At 56.5% G+C, this 15,537-nt stretch carries 17 protein-coding genes and 1 tRNA gene; 3 read left to right on the forward strand and 15 right to left on the reverse strand.

What is annotated here, in order from left to right; genetic code table 11:
- Positions 1-501: 501 nt before the first annotated feature.
- The 3 genes from PCO31010_RS22465 to PCO31010_RS22475 all read right to left on the reverse strand — a co-directional run bounded on the left by PCO31010_RS22465 (position 502) and on the right by PCO31010_RS22475 (position 2,668).
- A complete protein-coding gene (locus tag PCO31010_RS22465; RefSeq protein WP_150666306.1) occupies positions 502-1,056 on the reverse strand; it encodes an HD domain-containing protein in 555 nt (184 codons plus the stop codon).
- A gap of 698 nt (positions 1,057-1,754) precedes the next feature.
- Positions 1,755-2,141 (reverse strand): hypothetical protein, encoded by a 387-nt coding sequence (locus tag PCO31010_RS22470; protein WP_150666230.1) that lies wholly within the window; start codon positions 2,139-2,141, stop codon positions 1,755-1,757.
- A gap of 29 nt (positions 2,142-2,170) precedes the next feature.
- A complete protein-coding gene (locus PCO31010_RS22475) occupies positions 2,171-2,668 on the reverse strand; it encodes a YccF domain-containing protein (protein ID WP_150666231.1) in 498 nt (165 codons plus the stop codon).
- A 202-nt stretch (positions 2,669-2,870) separates the two neighbouring features.
- Between PCO31010_RS22475 and PCO31010_RS22480 the strand changes: the two genes are divergently transcribed.
- Positions 2,871-3,272, forward strand: a complete 402-nt coding sequence (locus tag PCO31010_RS22480; protein ID WP_246184738.1) for a helix-turn-helix domain-containing protein — start codon at positions 2,871-2,873, stop codon at positions 3,270-3,272.
- Positions 3,273-3,532: 260 nt separating this feature from the next.
- On the opposite strand, the gene PCO31010_RS22485 is transcribed toward PCO31010_RS22480, so the two are convergent.
- From PCO31010_RS22485 to petA, 10 genes are all read right to left on the reverse strand, one after another.
- A complete protein-coding gene (locus tag PCO31010_RS22485; protein WP_174985058.1) occupies positions 3,533-4,633 on the reverse strand; it encodes a phage/plasmid replication domain-containing protein in 1,101 nt (366 codons plus the stop codon).
- Positions 4,634-4,784: 151 nt separating this feature from the next.
- Complete coding sequence (locus PCO31010_RS22490; RefSeq protein ID WP_246184739.1) at positions 4,785-5,018, reverse strand: helix-turn-helix transcriptional regulator; 234 nt, start codon at positions 5,016-5,018, stop codon at positions 4,785-4,787.
- Between the two features lie 110 nt (positions 5,019-5,128).
- Positions 5,129-5,869: a transcriptional regulator domain-containing protein gene (locus PCO31010_RS22495; protein ID WP_150666233.1), complete on the reverse strand. Its 741-nt coding sequence runs from the start codon at positions 5,867-5,869 to the stop codon at positions 5,129-5,131.
- A 242-nt stretch (positions 5,870-6,111) separates the two neighbouring features.
- Positions 6,112-7,320 (reverse strand): tyrosine-type recombinase/integrase, encoded by a 1,209-nt coding sequence (locus PCO31010_RS22500; protein WP_150666234.1) that lies wholly within the window; start codon positions 7,318-7,320, stop codon positions 6,112-6,114.
- A gap of 191 nt (positions 7,321-7,511) precedes the next feature.
- A tRNA-Thr gene (locus PCO31010_RS22505) sits at positions 7,512-7,587 on the reverse strand.
- Positions 7,588-7,706: 119 nt separating this feature from the next.
- The gene (locus tag PCO31010_RS22510) at positions 7,707-8,165 is read right to left on the reverse strand and encodes a ClpXP protease specificity-enhancing factor (RefSeq protein WP_150666235.1); all 459 of its coding nucleotides are present in this window, start codon (positions 8,163-8,165) and stop codon (positions 7,707-7,709) included.
- Positions 8,166-8,242: 77 nt separating this feature from the next.
- On the reverse strand, positions 8,243-8,854 hold the full coding sequence (locus PCO31010_RS22515; protein ID WP_150666236.1) for a glutathione S-transferase N-terminal domain-containing protein: 612 nt from the start codon (positions 8,852-8,854) through the stop codon (positions 8,243-8,245).
- An 82-nt stretch (positions 8,855-8,936) separates the two neighbouring features.
- Complete coding sequence (locus PCO31010_RS22520; RefSeq protein ID WP_150666237.1) at positions 8,937-9,656, reverse strand: cytochrome c1; 720 nt, start codon at positions 9,654-9,656, stop codon at positions 8,937-8,939.
- 31 nt (positions 9,657-9,687) lie between these two features.
- Positions 9,688-11,073, reverse strand: a complete 1,386-nt coding sequence (locus PCO31010_RS22525) for a cytochrome b (protein WP_046289979.1) — start codon at positions 11,071-11,073, stop codon at positions 9,688-9,690.
- A complete protein-coding gene (gene petA / locus PCO31010_RS22530; RefSeq protein ID WP_150666238.1) occupies positions 11,074-11,688 on the reverse strand; it encodes a ubiquinol-cytochrome c reductase iron-sulfur subunit in 615 nt (204 codons plus the stop codon). It abuts the gene before it with no gap.
- 314 nt (positions 11,689-12,002) lie between these two features.
- Between petA and mscL the strand changes: the two genes are divergently transcribed.
- Positions 12,003-12,449: a large conductance mechanosensitive channel protein MscL gene (mscL, locus tag PCO31010_RS22535; protein ID WP_039393586.1), complete on the forward strand. Its 447-nt coding sequence runs from the start codon at positions 12,003-12,005 to the stop codon at positions 12,447-12,449.
- Positions 12,450-12,517: 68 nt separating this feature from the next.
- On the opposite strand, the gene PCO31010_RS22540 is transcribed toward mscL, so the two are convergent.
- A complete protein-coding gene (locus PCO31010_RS22540; RefSeq protein ID WP_150666239.1) occupies positions 12,518-13,267 on the reverse strand; it encodes a Nif3-like dinuclear metal center hexameric protein in 750 nt (249 codons plus the stop codon).
- Positions 13,268-13,285: 18 nt separating this feature from the next.
- Here PCO31010_RS22540 and PCO31010_RS22545 point away from each other — a divergent pair, with 18 nt between their 5' ends.
- Positions 13,286-14,503, forward strand: a complete 1,218-nt coding sequence (locus PCO31010_RS22545) for a Do family serine endopeptidase (RefSeq protein ID WP_150666240.1) — start codon at positions 13,286-13,288, stop codon at positions 14,501-14,503.
- Positions 14,504-14,727: 224 nt separating this feature from the next.
- Here the strand turns inward: PCO31010_RS22545 and tatC are convergent, their stop codons facing one another.
- Positions 14,728-15,522: a twin-arginine translocase subunit TatC gene (tatC, locus tag PCO31010_RS22550; protein WP_150666241.1), complete on the reverse strand. Its 795-nt coding sequence runs from the start codon at positions 15,520-15,522 to the stop codon at positions 14,728-14,730.
- Positions 15,523-15,537: the final 15 nt, after the last annotated feature.

Consider the following 15,537-nt stretch of genomic DNA (forward strand, 5'->3'; position numbering starts at 1 on the left):
TTCCATGATAGAAAAATTTATTTAAGCAAAAAAATCTTCACATTCATCGCAAAAATCCTTAAAACACGAAACCCATTACGTTATCAATTATCCATATCGAATCGGAGCAGGACCACCGACGCCAAGGCACATCAATATCGAAAGTGATGTATGGATCAGTATTGAGGGGTTTGTTATGCCCGCAGTACAAATCACCTATGGTGACATCATCGAAAATCACGCACGTGACAAAAGGCATAACTCACAGGCGACTATTGCCTGCGAGTCTGTCAAGCAGCTTGAAAAGCGATTTTCAGCCAGCGAGATCGCAATGTTATTTGAAATGAACTGTTGGGAATGATTGACGTCATTCTGTATCCGATCAAGCTAGGCGAGCATCACGGATTCGGTGAGCGCCGCTCGCTAGCGTATCCGCTAGCCAATGAGCAGAATGCCGTTCCCGCGCCAAGGAAGAGAGCGCTGTCGAAGAAGCAGCCCCCTTCGCCATTAGACCGTATCGGGTTACACGGCGTCCCTCGGGTTCCAACGATGTCGTTCTCTATTGCTAGTGAGATATGCTTCGTCAAATAGCTGCTCGAGCGTTGGGTGTACGCCACGAAGCTGATCTACAACTGCTTTGGCCCAATCACAGTAGGCCTGCTTTCGTTCCTCCGACCAGCCAACCGGTGGGGCGCTCGTCAAGTCTCGCAAGTTGCAGATCTTGTCCGCAATCTTGACGAGCTTCGCCAGTCGGCTGCTGTTCGAGGCACGTTGGATCTGCAATTGCTTTCGTTCGTTTTTTGAAAGCGTTTTATCGTCCGACACTTCGCATACGATATCTGCCACAACTTGCCCGAAAAAATTTGCTAACTCCTCCGCACTGGTGTCGGTGTCCTCCAAGGTATCGTGCAAAATAGCCGCGACCAAAACCGTTTCGTCTTCAACGTTCGCCTCGTTCGCTAGCACTTCAATGAGCGCTATAGGGTGGTTAACGTATGGCGATGCGTCGGGGTCTTTCCTACGTTGATTTCGGTGCTTCTCGGCCGCGAATGCGATCGCCGCAATCAGGTTCCTCATTTCGTCCTCGTCAAAGAGCGCCACGGGATATCGACCAACAGCGGTCCGCATCAATGACATGGGCACAGTCGGTCGGCGTTAGCCGCCTCCGAACAGAGTCTGGCGAACTCCTATATATTTTTTGGGGGAATGGAGGCGGCAAGTTTCTCGTCGGGGCAACGTCAGACCTATTCTGACGCGCAACGGCGATATCAATGTATGTCGTCGGCATCAATGCAATCAGGATGAACACCAGCGACGACTCCGTAGTCGCACGTTGCGGTGATGCGACTACGATACAGCTGCTCCAGGCATGCGACGGTGGAACACCGATCTCTCGCTGATAGCCACTTTTTCTGCTCCTGCCTAATAGTTGCTCCTCCTCCCGGCCCCAAATCGGCAGTCGTCATGTTCCGATAGTTGAATGCCATTGCATCGTCCAACTTACTCAAAAGCGGATTACTGCACACCTGCGTTTCGGCGTACGTTCTCGCCTTTTTGCAGTCAAACGATGCCCCTAGCGCATACGTCGAAACTACAAGAGGAACGAGTGCAAGAGTCAGTGACTGAAATTTCATGAAATTTCCTTGCGTAAGGTTTTGCCAATTTGGCGAATTCGCCCGCACAGAAATCGCCAAATTCGAACGAACAAGATGTGCGGACGCGAAGAGCCTCGAGATCAACTTCAGCTTCTGCGTGCGGAGACTTTGTCTTCGCAATCACAACCCTGGTGGCAGCCGTATCTCACCCATCGCCCGCTGACACGAGCTATTTAAGGAGCGGGAAAATTGCAGTGGCACGACAAGGCCGTTGATGAGGTTCATCATAGGTACGACAAACTGTTCGCCTGCACATTTCTGCGCGACGGCATCACTTCCCTGTTCCGCAATTTGTTTGCGGATTTGAACGCGCCCTTCATCCAAAACCTTCAGCGCATTTTTTACATCCTGCACGTCTTTGGGATTTGTTCTTTCGTATACGCCCATAAGGTTGCGAGTACAGGCCTCCGCTGCTCTGAAGTACTGATCGCATGCAAGAGGTATTGATTGTGCGCTGGCCAAAGTGGCAAGCACAGTAAGAATTGCGAGCATTGTCCACTTCACCATTTTCGCTCCTGACTGGCATGTCTCGATGTTCAAATATCGTCGTAGGACTTCAAGCCAGCTACCGACGCTTCACCCCGCACGTCACGTAAAGCAGTCTTTGCGTTTTCACTTCTAGCTTCTTCCGCGAGTTTCGTAGTCACGATGCTCTTGCCTATCGGTGCAATAGCCAGCCCAGCCAATTTGAAATGTTGAATTCCAAATGGAATTCCAAAAATGGTCAAACAACAGAAAATGCCCAAAACTGTATGAGCGAGCATGATCCAGAAGCCAAGAAGTAGGAACCAGACAAAGTTGCCGAGAGCGCCAAACCATGAGGTCCCCACATCACGGGTCAACGTCAGTTCGCGCCGATTGATAGCCTCTTTCCCGAATGGAGCTACTGCGAGCTCCGAAATGTTGTAGCAGGCGCGCCCCCAAGGAATACCAACGACAGAAACAAAGGCAACGCCTGAGGCGACCAACCAGAGCAACCACGACCAAAATCCCCCGAGAAAGAAAAACCAGATTGCGTTACCAAGTGTGCGCATCAGAAGCTCCGAATTGGTTGAGCGAAGGCTGGCAGGCAGTCACACCCCCATCAGAATTCAACTCAAAAGGTTGTTATACGTAAATAAACATCTAATATTACTATGCAAAAAGTTGACCGACAACCAATTAATGTGTTACGTGAATAAGGTTGGTAGCCGACCATCTACGTTGTCAAACTAGACGCACGTGGAGAGGTTGAACGTGGCTCTGTCCAAGCAGGAACAGCTGGTCAATCGGAAAATCGGCAAAACGATCGCAAAGAAGCGGCGAATTGCGGGCTATACCCAAGAACAGGTGGCGGAACACCTGGGCATCGGGAACGAAGCCTTCTCTCGTATCGAACGAGGGCTAGTGAGTCCCGGCATCTTCAAGTTGTACGAAATGGCCGAGTTGTTTGAGTGCGGGGTAGAAACGTTTCTGATAGAGGGGTCTAGACGCCCGACCGACCAAGCGGAACACGTTCAGCAGCTACTTTCCCGGTTGTCTCCGGTTGATCGTCAGATGCTCGTTGGAATCATAGAAAAACTCGCGCTGAGAATCGGACGAGAAACTCGCAAGTCCAAATACACGCACGTTGAAGCTGAAGGGGACGAGCTAACCTAACCGGCATCGAAGACGATGCCGGTTAGGTAGATTTTGTGCGGTTTCTACAGAGTTTCGAAGACGGCGACTTCGGAATGACAGATGATCATAGAGATCGCAAGGGAGTTGTCGGCCAATTTGGCAAACTGTCGAATGATGATCCGAGGTTGTTGCCGAACGGAATTTGCTCTCGCATGTGGCGCAAGCGGAACCGGGCCACATGTCTGACGATCCTCGAATATCACTGAGCGCGAGTCCTTCGAGCAAGGTAACGGCAACGACTATGCCTTTGTAGTCGAAGGTGCCATTCTTCGGACCTTCGGAGGCGCCATGCCTGCGTCGATCAACCATTTCGGCGTTCTCACCGGATGAAGCGATAGAGACGCGTTCAGTGGCGCACTTTCAAGATTCGGGCACGCGATGTCGATACCTAGAATGCGGAACTTCGCGCGATAACGCGCCAAGGTACGTGCGGGAAAAATTGACGCGAGGTCGGCCCCGAGCTTATGCAAAAAGAACACACTGCGAAGTTTCGGGGGAATAGCGTTGAATTCATCCTCGGACACAGGCCCGCTCGTGACGTTGAGCGCAGGAAGTTTCGCGACGTACTGTCGAAAAACGTCTCTTGCCCTCTCAGGCGTCCAATCCATGGCACGCGAAAGACCCAGCTTCTTGAGCTCCGGCCGCCGCAAGCGCACTTCAACGCGAAGCAGGCTCTGGCATTCGCTGACGAGCCGCGCGAAGTTTAGATCTGATTTCGAGCGATTCAATTTCGACCTCAATTGCGGGCCCTTTGCGTATCCGGCCACGCAGTATTTTCTAGCGCGCTGCGGAGCCAGAGACACGTAACCATCATATGCGTGGCAGTTGGTATTCCGGCCAATTAGTTGATGAGCTAGCCGTTTGATGAGCGCACGAACGGCCGATTCGGATCCGAGATCGAAGTTGACGGCCAAGTCCACACGATAAAGTTCGATATCGCCACCCTTCCAGCGCTCCCACACTTCGGTGGTTGTAGTGAATCCAATTTGATCCCGAATCCTACGCAATGCTGCGACACAGCCTGAGCGGAGGCGAGCCGACGTGTGCACGTTCTGCCCGTAACGAAATCCGAACAGTGACCCCTCGACAAAAAGAACGCCATTCTTCCCGAAGTGCTCACGAAGTTGTCGATAGCGGACTTGCAGCGGATGGCGTTGATGCGCACCAGCAATCGGCTTGCGATTCGTGGACATTGCCAGAGCTTCACCGTCCGGGCTCGTCGTCGTCATCTTCGTAACACCGAGCGATGGTACGTGAACGTCAGAGACGGAGAACTCAACGGTGTCGATGTTCACCTGGAATTTGTCACCCAGGACTTCAATTAAGGGGTTCTTGTTCATAGTTTTCTTAAATATCAGAGTCAGTTGATGCCGATTTGTCGGTTTCTGAAAACACATAGGAATCCTAAATTTATTGGCAATACCACATGCCAAATAATGTCTAGATGCCATGTATTACAGTGATTCGGTGTAAGTCCGAAACGAAGGAGTGTTACGTACGTTGCGCCATCTTCTGCTGAATCCACGCATCAATTTCGTTCGAGACCCAGCCTACGGACTTGACCGATAGGCGAATGGGTGCCGGAAACGTGCCATTTTGAATCCCGGCGTATATGCTGGAGCGCGAAAGTCCGGTAATGAGTTCCACGTCCTTGCGACGCAGAATTGTCATATCTTGCCAAATAGACCGCGCGCTGTTCTGTTCGATGTGGATGATGTTGGTCATGTCTGTCCTCGGGAGATCTCCGTTTTCTGCAATAGCATGGATGACATGATCCGACATATACGTGCCCTCGCCACGGAGGAAAAACAGTTGTTTTTTCCTCCGCGGGGCTATTATTTGCTGTCCTGTTCTTTGGGTCGAACCGGCATGCGCTCCAGCCGCTTCGGAGAAGAAAAAATTGCGGTGTACCCGAATTCGGTTAAGTCCCTCGCGGACCTGACAGCCTTACGAATCGCATCGGCTTCCAACGTTTTGAGTTGACCTTTCTCCGTATATTCGCGCCACCAAGGCAAACGAGCAATGTCGATAGGATCGTGCCCCACAGCAGTAGCATCTAGCAGTCGAAGATTCCGAAGGTGTTGCTTCCTGCCAAGTTGGCTCTGTGGGTGTTGCTTGCAGTCTTTCTCAAAACCCTTCAGATTCTCGAGGTACTTTTGCAGACATTTTTCTGCGTTGGCCACCATCGCCCCTATCGCATTCTTCGCGTGGAGCGCGGGGCGAAGATTGAATACGATCGCGACTTGATCGTGTCTTAACGCAGTGGACCATTCCGTTGCACCGATTGACTGCGGCAAAGGAGACGGCTTGATAGCTTGAAAGGCGGGCTTCTGTGTCTCACACGGAGCATCGCAATCGCGATACCTTTTCAACATGAACCGCTGAGCGATCTCGGCCTTGCGCGCAAGCCGTTCGGCACTATTTTTTATCGCAGATACTTCGGCACAAGCGGCTCGAAACGACAAATTTCGCCTCAGGTACTCCCATGCCCATCGTCGATAATCCCACTCTTCCCACCCTTTGTAGTCGTCGATGCTTGCCCCATCCGGCAGGGGTATTCGTTGAGATTTTTTCATAATCAGTTGGTATCGGAGCTGCCCAAAGGATTTCCGGCATCACTGCCACGTCGGCCCAGCTCGCTAATCCCAAAGTGGCGATGTGGCAACGCATCAGTGGTTGGACACCAAGCTTGGGCCTAAATAATCGACGGGAAATATAATGAGGCACGTCTGCCTTATGTTCGATCTTCCTCGTGAAGGCCCATCTTTTCGATCGGTAGGAGTAGCCAGGGAAAGGCTGGTGGGGTGCACACCGACGCTCAACCCATAGGCACACCATGTATGCCGTTAGCTCTTAGCTTTTCCAAATAGTCAGCCCACTTCTGCATCATGGCGCATCGCTCTTTGATGAATTTCGTACGGTTGTATGCCTTGCCGAGATTGTCCGGAACCGCATGCGCGAGCTGATGCTCAATTACCTCCGGCTTTTGCTCCAACTCCTCGTGCAAAATCGTGCGGGCCATTGCTCGAAAGCCGTGTCCTGTAATTTCCGTGCGAGTGTCATAGCCGAGTCGACGAAGGGCCGCATTGACCGCGGCCTCACTCATTGGGCGCTGGGAGGAGCGTGCTCCGGGAAAGACGTAACGACCGTTGCCGGTCAGCGCCCGAAGCTCCCGCAGAATTTGCACAGCTTGGGTTGCTAGCGGAACCAGATGCTCTGTCTTCGTTTTGGTGACAAGGTACCGCCACTCGCCCTTATCAAGATCGATCTGAGCCCACTCAGCCTTTCGCAACTCGCCAGGCCGAGTAAACAACATGGGAGCAAGCTTCAGCGCGCACAGAACAGGAAACGTGCCGGAAAACCCGTCGAATGCTCGAAGCATTGCGCCAACCTTCGCCGGTTCGGTAATCGAAGCGAAATGCGTTGTCTGCGCAGGTGGAATAGCATTGACCAAATCACGAGCCGGGTCAGATTTACAGTAGCCTTCCTTGATTCCGTAGCGAAATGCACGACTGATCTCACCACGAACCTTGTGAGCCGTGAAACGCGCACCGCGGCTATCGATCCGCTTGAGGACCGTCAGAACTTCAGGAGCATCGATTTCGGCAACCGGTCGCTTACCGATCCAAGGGAACACATCCTTCTCGAAGCGAGCCTTAGTTTTCGCCATCGACCCAGCCGTAATGTACGGCTTGAGTTCATCCATCCAGCCAAGCGCAACAGCCTCGAAGGAATTGGTCGCCGCCAGACGCACCGCCCGTTTATCGGCTTTCTTCGCTTCGCCTGGGTCAATACCTGCCGCCAGTATCTTTCGCGCACCATCCCGCTTTTCCCGCGCCACAGCCAACGAAACATCCGGATAGACTCCCAACGCGAGCCGCTTTTCCTTGCCAGCAAAACGATACTTGAAGCGCCAGTACTTCCCACCTGAGAGGGCGACCTCCAGGTACATACCACCACCATCAGCAAGGCGGTACGGCTTTTCACGGGGCATCGCTTTCCGGACAGCAATGTCGGTCAATGGCATAAGGCACCTTACAACCCGAGGGGGCATTTTTCTCGGGGGCACATGTCAAATGCCAAAAGTCCCCCGGAGGTGCCCCCACATGCCCCCGGATCTGCACGGGCATCACTGGACAAAGCTGGAATAAAAAAACCCGTGATGCCTTATGCTATCACGGGTTTTTGGATTTCCCAGGACAACCTGGGAATGGTATTTGGTGCCGGCTGCAGGACTCGAACCCGCCACCTGATGATTACAAATCAACTGCTCTACCAGATGAGCTAAGCCGGCGAAGTCGCGTAGTATAACCGATTCGTCGGTCACTGCGACTACCTGTCGGTGCGAAATCGCTCGTTATTTCGCGGCTCGACGCGACACCCGAAAGCCTCGCGTCTCACCGTCGTCACGAATTACTTCACGACCTTCAGATGTGCACGTCCGGCATTGCTGCCAGCCGCGCCATTACCACCGGGACGCGTCGGATCCGGGTCGTCGCCTTCCGGCTCCTGCGCTGTCGGCACCGCTTCCAGCTCGGGACCCTCGTCCGCAGACGCCTGCTTGTCGACCGGGAACGCCATGCCCTGACCGTTCTCGCGAGCATAAATCGCCAGCACGTTCGGCACCTGCACTTCCACCTTCTGCGAGATGCCGCCAAAGCGGGCGCTGAATTCAATCGAGTCGTTGCCCATCTGCAATCCGCTCGTGGCGTCGAAGCTGATGTTCAGCACGATCTCGCCATCTTTCACAAACTCGCGCGGAACACGCGTTCTGGCATCGACATGCACGGCCAGATACGGCGTGTACCCATTATCGGTACACCACTCGTACAGCGCGCGCAGTAAATAAGGCTTGGTAGACGTTTCAGGCATATAACCAACTTATCCCGCCGCGAAACCCGTTCGCCATTCCCCGGCAAACCAGCCTCACCAGCGGGCATATCGACACATTAGCGACGCATGACCTTTTCGGACGGCGTCAGTGCTTCAATGTACGCCGGACGGCTGAAAATCCGCTCGGCATACTTCATCAACGGTGCAGCGTTCTTCGACAGTTCGATGCCGTAGTGATCCAGACGCCACAGCAGCGGCGCAATCGCCACGTCGAGCATCGAGAACTCCTCACCCAGCATGTACTTGTTCTTCACGAAAATCGGCGCAAGCTGCGTCAGACGATCGCGAATCGAAGCGCGGGCCCTCTCGTGCGTCTTCTCCGCCGCCTTGCCCTTTTCGTTCTCGAGCGAGCTCACGTGCACAAACAGCTCTTTCTCGAAGTTGAACAGGAACAGACGCGCACGCGCACGCTGCACCGGATCGGCCGGCATCAGTTGCGGATGCGGGAAACGTTCGTCAATGTACTCATTGATGATGTTCGATTCGTACAGAATCAGGTCGCGCTCGACAAGAATCGGCACCTGACCGTACGGGTTCATCACCGCAATGTCTTCCGGCTTGTTGAACAGATCGACGTCACGGATTTCGAAATCCATGCCCTTTTCGAACAGAACCAGCCGGCAACGCTGGGAGAAGGGGCACGTCGTGCCCGAGTACAAAACCATCATAGCGCGTCTTCCTTAAAAACCAACGGGGCCGGGGCGGGAAACCGAGCTTCCCAAACCCTGGCCCCGTCGTACAGACGTTATTTTACTTCACGTCCTTCCAATAGGCCGAATTCAGGCGCCAGGCAAGTACCGTAAAGAGTCCCAGGAACAACAGAACCCAGACACCCAACTGCCGACGCGTCCGCTGCGCCGGCTCCGACATCCAATCCAGATAAGATACCAAATCCGCCATAGCAGAATCAAATTCCACTGGCTTCATCGTGCCTTGAGTGATCTGCACGAACTGCGCCGCACCATGTTCCGCCCCCTCCGCATGCTTCAGCCCCCGCTGTCCCTGCAACTGCCAGAACGGGTTCGGCATGCCCACATTGGGGAACGCGACGTTATTCCAACCGGTCGGACGGGAATCGTCCCGGTAGAAGGTACGCAAGTAGGTGTACAGCCAGTCCGTGCCCTTGGCACGGGCCTCGACCGACAGGTCGGGCGGGGCCGAGCCGAACCACTCCTTGGCATCCGCCGCGCGCATGGCCACGGTCATCGTCTCGCCGATCTTGTCGGTCGTGAAGAGCAAGTTGTTCTTGATCTCCGTGTCCGACAAGCCCAGATCCTTGAGCCGCGAATACCGCATCGAAGCCGCCGAGTGGCAGTTCAGGCAGTAGTTCACAAACATTTTGGCGCCCCGCTGCAGCGACGCCAGATCGTCGATCCGGTTGGGCGCCGTGTCCAGCGCCCCACCCTCTTCAGCCAAAGCCGGCGCCGTGAAGCCACTCAGGAGCGCCAGGATAAGCAACAGTTTTCTCATCTTGATATCCCTAGTCGTCGTTTGAGTGCGCTCAATGCGCCGCGAAGGTCACGCGCTCCGGCACCGGCTTGAAGGTGCCGCGCTTGCTCCACAGCGGCATCAGCCAGAAGAATCCGAAGTAATACAGCGCGCCAATCTGCGAGATGGCCGTCTTCACGGGCGTCGGCTCCTGGATCCCCAGATACCCCAGCACCGCAAAAACAACGACGAGAATACCCAGCAACACCTTATGGAATCCCGGACGGTAACGAATCGACTTCACCGGACTATGGTCCAGCCACGGCAGGAAGAACAGCGTCACCACCGCGCCGCCCATCACCACCACGCCCCAGAACTTCGCCTCGGTCAGGTACATCGCCAGCAGCAGCAACACCACGCCGCCTGACGCAGCCACCTTGGTTGTCACCGCCGCGCGGCCCTTGATCCACCAGACCGCCGTGACCAGCACCGCAATGCCCATCAGCAGATGCTTGAAGTCATCGGTGGTCGCGCGCAGCATCGAATAGAACGGCGTGAAATACCACACCGGTGCGATGTGCGGCGGCGTCTTGAGAGGGTCCGACGGGATGAAGTTGTTCGCTTCCAGGAAGTAGCCGCCCATCGTCGGCGCGAAGAACACGATCGCCGAGAAGACCATCAGGAACACGCCCACGCCCATGATGTCGTGAACCGTGTAGTACGGATGGAACGGAATCCCGTCGAGCGGACGGCCGTTGGCGTCCTTCTTGTCCTTAATCTCGACGCCGTCCGGGTTGTTCGACCCGACTTCGTGCAGCGCAATGATGTGCGCGACGATCAGACCGATGAGCACCAGCGGAATCGCAATCACGTGGAACGCGAAGAAGCGGTTGAGCGTGGCGTCCGACACGACGTAGTCGCCGCGAATCCACAGCGACAGGTCCGGGCCGATGAACGGAATCGCCGAGAACAGGTTCACGATCACCTGCGCTCCCCAGTAGGACATCTGGCCCCAAGGCAGCAGATAGCCCATGAACGCCTCGGCCATCAGGCACAGGAAGATCAGGCAACCGAACACCCACACCAGCTCGCGCGGCTTGCGGTACGAGCCGTAGAGCAGCCCGCGGAACATGTGCAGATACACCACGACGAAGAACATCGAGGCGCCCGTCGAGTGCATGTAGCGGATGAGCCAGCCCCACGGCACCTCGCGCATGATGTACTCGACCGACGCGAACGCGAGGTTGGCGTCGGGCTTGTAGTTCATCACCAGGAAGATGCCGGTGAGAATCTGGATCACCAGCACCAGCATGGCCAGCGAGCCGAAGAAGTACCAGAAATTGAAGTTCTTGGGTGCGTAATACTCAGATGCGTGGTCTTTCCAGAGCTGCGTGAGCGGAAACCGGCGGTCGATCCAGCCCAGCAAGCCCGTCGTGTCGACTTGTTTGTCGGCGGCCATTTACGCTTCTCCTTTTTCGTCTTTACCGATCACGATCTTGCTGTCGCTCAGGAACATGAAACGAGGAACGTCGAGATTCTTTGGCGCCGGCTTGTTCTTGAAAACACGGCCAGACATATCGTAGGTCGAACCATGACACGGGCACAGGAAGCCCGGGTCCTGGCCAAGGGCCGGGATGGTATTCGCCACGTAAGGGCCGGAAGGGATGCAGCCGAGGTGCGTACAGACGCCGATGACGACGAGCAAATCCTTATGCTCGACGCGCGTGCGGAACTCGTTCTTGGCGTAATCCGGCATCGGAAAGGAAAACGTTTCCTTGGAGTCCGGATCGGCCAGTTCGGCGGTCACTTTGGACAGCGAAGCCATTTCGTCCGGCGTGCGGCGTACGATCCACACAGGAAGGCCGCGCCAGGCGACCGTCATCTTCTCGCCGGGCCGCAACCCGCTGATGTCGGCTTCGACGGGCGCTCCGCCAGCCTTGGCGCGCTCCGAAGGTTCGAGGGAACTGACGAAAGGAACCACGGTTACAACGCCGCCTACGCCTCCTACTACGGACGTTGCAATCAAAAGGTTCCGGCGGTTGCTGTCGACGGCACGTTTCTGATTGTTACTCATCACAAGCCCCACACGGTTGAATTTGTATTTCCGTCAACCTTAAATCATACGCGAGCGTAAATGCCTGAAACAACGGCAAAACGCCTCAGTCTCCTAGTGGTTTTCGCGTATTTTCAAAGGATTAACGTACCCTGCGGGTGGCTACCGCCCACCCGGGGTTTCGCTTTTGGGATGCTGCTCGAGAACCGCTATGATCGCCGCTTTCGTTGACGCGTGCACGACATTTAGTCATCATTTTCCCTGTCTCGCCCCGGTGACATCGTGCGCGACAGCGATGCTCGCCTGGCCACTCATTAAAACAGCGGAGGAATGGCATGAGCTTCATGTCGGAATTCAAGGAATTTGCCGTCAAAGGCAATGTGATCGATCTGGCCGTCGGTGTGATCATCGGCGGAGCCTTCGGCAAGATCGTCGATTCGGTCGTCAAAGACCTGATCATGCCGATCGTCGGCGCGATCTTCGGCGGACTGGACTTCTCGAGCAAGTTCATCCTGCTCGGCACCATCCCGCCTGACTTCAAAGGCAACCCCACGTCCTACGCCGACCTGACCAAGGCCGGTGTTGCCGTGTTCGGCTACGGCAACTTCATCACCGTCGCCCTGAACTTCCTGATTCTGGCGTTCATCATCTTCATGATGGTCAAGCAGATCAACCGCCTGAAGCGCCCGGAGCCGGAAGCCCCGGCCGCCCCGGCACCGACCCCGGAAGACATTGTTTTGCTGCGCGAAATCCGCGACAGCCTCAAGAAGCAGAACGGGTAAGGCAACCGCCAGAACCGCCTGAAGCTGCCGCCCCACGGGTGGCGGCTTGTGCTTCGCCCCCCCAGGTCTCAGGCCGGGTTCGGCATATCGAAGAATCGATGTTCGAGTCCGAAGCGTTCGGCGACATACTCGCCGAGCGCGCGGGCGCCGCCACGTTCAGTCGCGTGATGCCCCGCTGCCAGATACCCCACCCCGCTCTCCATCGCGAGGTGCTGCGTGGGTTCGGACACCTCACCACTGATATATACGTCCGCCCCGGCGGCAATCGCCGCTTCGAAGAAGCCCTGCGCGCCACCGGTACACCACGCCACCCGGCTCACCTGACGGCTGGGATCGCCCAGCATCAGAGGCTGGCGTCCCAATTGCTTTTCGACGTGTGTCGCCAGTTCCGCCAGCGTCATCGGTCGCGCGGGCGCGCCGAGCCATCCGAGCTGATCGGGGCCGAAACGGCCGCCATCGTCGGCGAATCCCAGCAGCTTGCCGAGTTGGGCGTTGTTGCCCAGTTCGGGATGTGCGTCGAGCGGCAGGTGGTAAGCGAACAGGTTGATGTCGTTGCCGATCAGCAACCCGAGACGCTTACGCTTCATCCCGGTAATGCGGGCATCTTCGCTCTTCCAGAAATAACCGTGATGGACGAGCACGGCATCCGCGCCCCAGTCGCGGGCGGCTTCGAGAAACGCCAGGCTGGCGGTCACACCGCTGGCGATTTTCTTTATCTCGCTGCGCCCTTCGACTTGTAGGCCGTTCGGGCAGTAATCGCGAAATTGCGCGGTTTGCAGGGTATCGTTCAGATACAATTCGAGTTCAACACGATTCATATAAGGCCTCGCTTCTTCATGCTCAGACGCTTCTGGCTACTGTTCGCGCAAGCGGTCACCGTGCTGCTTGCGTTGCTCTTCATCATCGCCACTCTCAAGCCTCAGTGGCTGCAACGCCAGGGTTCATTCGGCAAGCAACTCGCCAATCCGATCATCGCCTTGCAGGAAGTCGCGCCGAGTCTGTCCGACAAACCGGCAGCAGGCTCCTATGCGGATGGCGCACAAAAGGCCATGCCTGCGGTCGTCAGCATCTTTTCCAGCAAGGAACAAAAGCAGAATCGCGACCCGCGCCTCGATGATCCGCTGTTCCGCTATTTCTTCGGAGACGGCGGCGGCACGGTGCGTCAGGACCCGGTGTCGAGCCTCGGCTCTGGCGTGATCGTGAGCAGCGAAGGCTATATTCTCACGAATCATCACGTGGTGGACGGCGCGGACGAGATCGAAGTCGCGCTCGCGGACGGCCGCAAAGCGCGCGCCAAGCTGGTCGGCAGCGATCCAGAAACCGATCTGGCCGTGCTCAAGATCACGCTCGACAATCTGCCCGCCATCACCCTCGGTCGCATGGAACAGGTGCGCGTAGGCGACGTGGTCCTCGCCATCGGCAACCCGTTCGGTGTGGGCCAGACGGTCACGATGGGCATCATCAGCGCGCTGGGCCGCAACCACCTCGACATCAGCACGTTCGAGAACTTCATCCAGACCGATGCCGCCATCAATCCCGGTAACTCGGGCGGCGCGCTGGTCGACGTGAACGGTAATCTGCTGGGCATCAACACGGCGATTTACTCCCGCAGCGGCGGCAATATGGGCATCGGCTTTGCGATTCCCGTGTCGACGGCGCGCTCGGTGCTCGAAAGCATCATCACGACCGGCGGTGTTACGCGCGGCTGGGTCGGTGTCGAACCGCAGGACATCACCTCGGACATCGCCGAGTCGTTCGGCCTGCAACAGGATTCCGGCGTCATCATCGCGGGCGTCGTGCAGGCCGGTCCGGCCGACAAGGCAGGCGTCCAGCCCGGCGATATCCTGACGAAGGTGAACGACGAGTCGATTCGCGACACGACCGAGTTGCTCAACGTCATCGCCCAGATCAAGCCGGGCACGCAGGCCAAGCTGCATGTCACGCGCAAGAAGAAGGAGCTGGATCTGACGGTGACAATCGGCAAGCGTCCGCCGCCGCCCAAGCGCGCGGTGCAGGACGAAGACGACGGCAGCGACGACAACAACGCTGACTGATCGGCGGGGGAAACGAAACACCCCGGGTAACGAATAACGGCTGCGCTTCGGCGCGGCCGTTTTCGTTTTGGCGTCCGTCCTGCGAAGAGACTCGAGCGAGGGCTACAAACGACCGCCCACGCTCGTCAGTGCTCAATGACACGCGACCGGCCTCTCCCTCATGAGCCAACAAAAAAGCACGGGACGAAACCCGTGCTTCCTTGTGTTGACCTGGCAGGCTGCGATTAAGACGTCGCCTTGCCGTCCTCTTCGCTGCTCTCGCCGTTGGGGGCATGCCCCTGTTTGACGAAGATCCGTGCAGCGATCAGGCCCAGCTCATAGAGGATACAGAGCGGTACGGCCAGCATCAGTTGCGAGAGGATGTCCGGCGGCGTGACGACCGCGGCCAGCACGAACGCGCCCACCACCACATACGGACGAATCTGCTTGAGCTTGGCGATGCTCACCACGCCCATGCGGGCGAGCACGACGACGACGACCGGCACTTCGAAGGTTACGCCAAACGCCATGAACATCGTCAGCACGAAGCTCAGGTAATTGTCGATATCGGTGTTCATCTCCGCGCCCAGCGGCGCGTTGTAGTGCGCGATGAAGTGGAACACCGTCGGAAAGACGAGGAAATACGCGAACGCCATGCCGATCAGGAACAGCGAGTAACTGCTCACAACCAGCGGCATCACCAGCTTCTTCTCGTGCTGATACAGCCCCGGCGCGATAAACGCCCACACCTGATACAGCACGATGGGCAGCGCAATCACGAACGCGACCATCAGCGTGACCTTCATCGGGACAAAGAACGACCCGGTGATGTCGGTGACGATCAGCTTGCCGTCTTTGGGCAGCGATTGGGTGAGCGGGCGGGCAAGTAACCGGAAGATGTCCGGGGCCCAGTAGACCAGCGACAGGAAGACCACGATCACGGACGTGCCCGCACGAATGATGCGGTTGCGCAGCTCGACCAGATGCGAGATGAAGGTCTCTTCGGTGCCCCCTTCGGGGATTTGTTTCTCGTCGCTCACGTCGACTTATCCAGG

Origin of the sequence: Pandoraea commovens, assembly GCF_902459615.1 — a bacterium.
GTDB lineage: Bacteria > Pseudomonadota > Gammaproteobacteria > Burkholderiales > Burkholderiaceae > Pandoraea > Pandoraea commovens.

Coding starts and splice junctions, on each gene's coding strand:
- PCO31010_RS22465 (WP_150666306.1), bottom strand. CDS start 1,056: ATGAGGAACCTGATTGCGGCGATCGCATTCGCGGCCGAGAAGCACCGA.
- PCO31010_RS22470 (WP_150666230.1), bottom strand. CDS start 2,141: ATGGTGAAGTGGACAATGCTCGCAATTCTTACTGTGCTTGCCACTTTG.
- PCO31010_RS22475 (WP_150666231.1), bottom strand. CDS start 2,668: ATGCGCACACTTGGTAACGCAATCTGGTTTTTCTTTCTCGGGGGATTT.
- PCO31010_RS22485 (WP_174985058.1), bottom strand. CDS start 4,633: ATGAACAAGAACCCCTTAATTGAAGTCCTGGGTGACAAATTCCAGGTG.
- PCO31010_RS22490 (WP_246184739.1), bottom strand. CDS start 5,018: ATGACCAACATCATCCACATCGAACAGAACAGCGCGCGGTCTATTTGG.
- PCO31010_RS22495 (WP_150666233.1), bottom strand. CDS start 5,869: ATGAAAAAATCTCAACGAATACCCCTGCCGGATGGGGCAAGCATCGAC.
- PCO31010_RS22500 (WP_150666234.1), bottom strand. CDS start 7,320: ATGCCATTGACCGACATTGCTGTCCGGAAAGCGATGCCCCGTGAAAAG.
- PCO31010_RS22510 (WP_150666235.1), bottom strand. CDS start 8,165: ATGCCTGAAACGTCTACCAAGCCTTATTTACTGCGCGCGCTGTACGAG.
- PCO31010_RS22515 (WP_150666236.1), bottom strand. CDS start 8,854: ATGATGGTTTTGTACTCGGGCACGACGTGCCCCTTCTCCCAGCGTTGC.
- PCO31010_RS22520 (WP_150666237.1), bottom strand. CDS start 9,656: ATGAGAAAACTGTTGCTTATCCTGGCGCTCCTGAGTGGCTTCACGGCG.
- PCO31010_RS22525 (WP_046289979.1), bottom strand. CDS start 11,073: ATGGCCGCCGACAAACAAGTCGACACGACGGGCTTGCTGGGCTGGATC.
- petA (WP_150666238.1), bottom strand. CDS start 11,688: ATGAGTAACAATCAGAAACGTGCCGTCGACAGCAACCGCCGGAACCTT.
- mscL (WP_039393586.1), top strand. CDS start 12,003: ATGAGCTTCATGTCGGAATTCAAGGAATTTGCCGTCAAAGGCAATGTG.
- PCO31010_RS22540 (WP_150666239.1), bottom strand. CDS start 13,267: ATGAATCGTGTTGAACTCGAATTGTATCTGAACGATACCCTGCAAACC.
- PCO31010_RS22545 (WP_150666240.1), top strand. CDS start 13,286: ATGCTCAGACGCTTCTGGCTACTGTTCGCGCAAGCGGTCACCGTGCTG.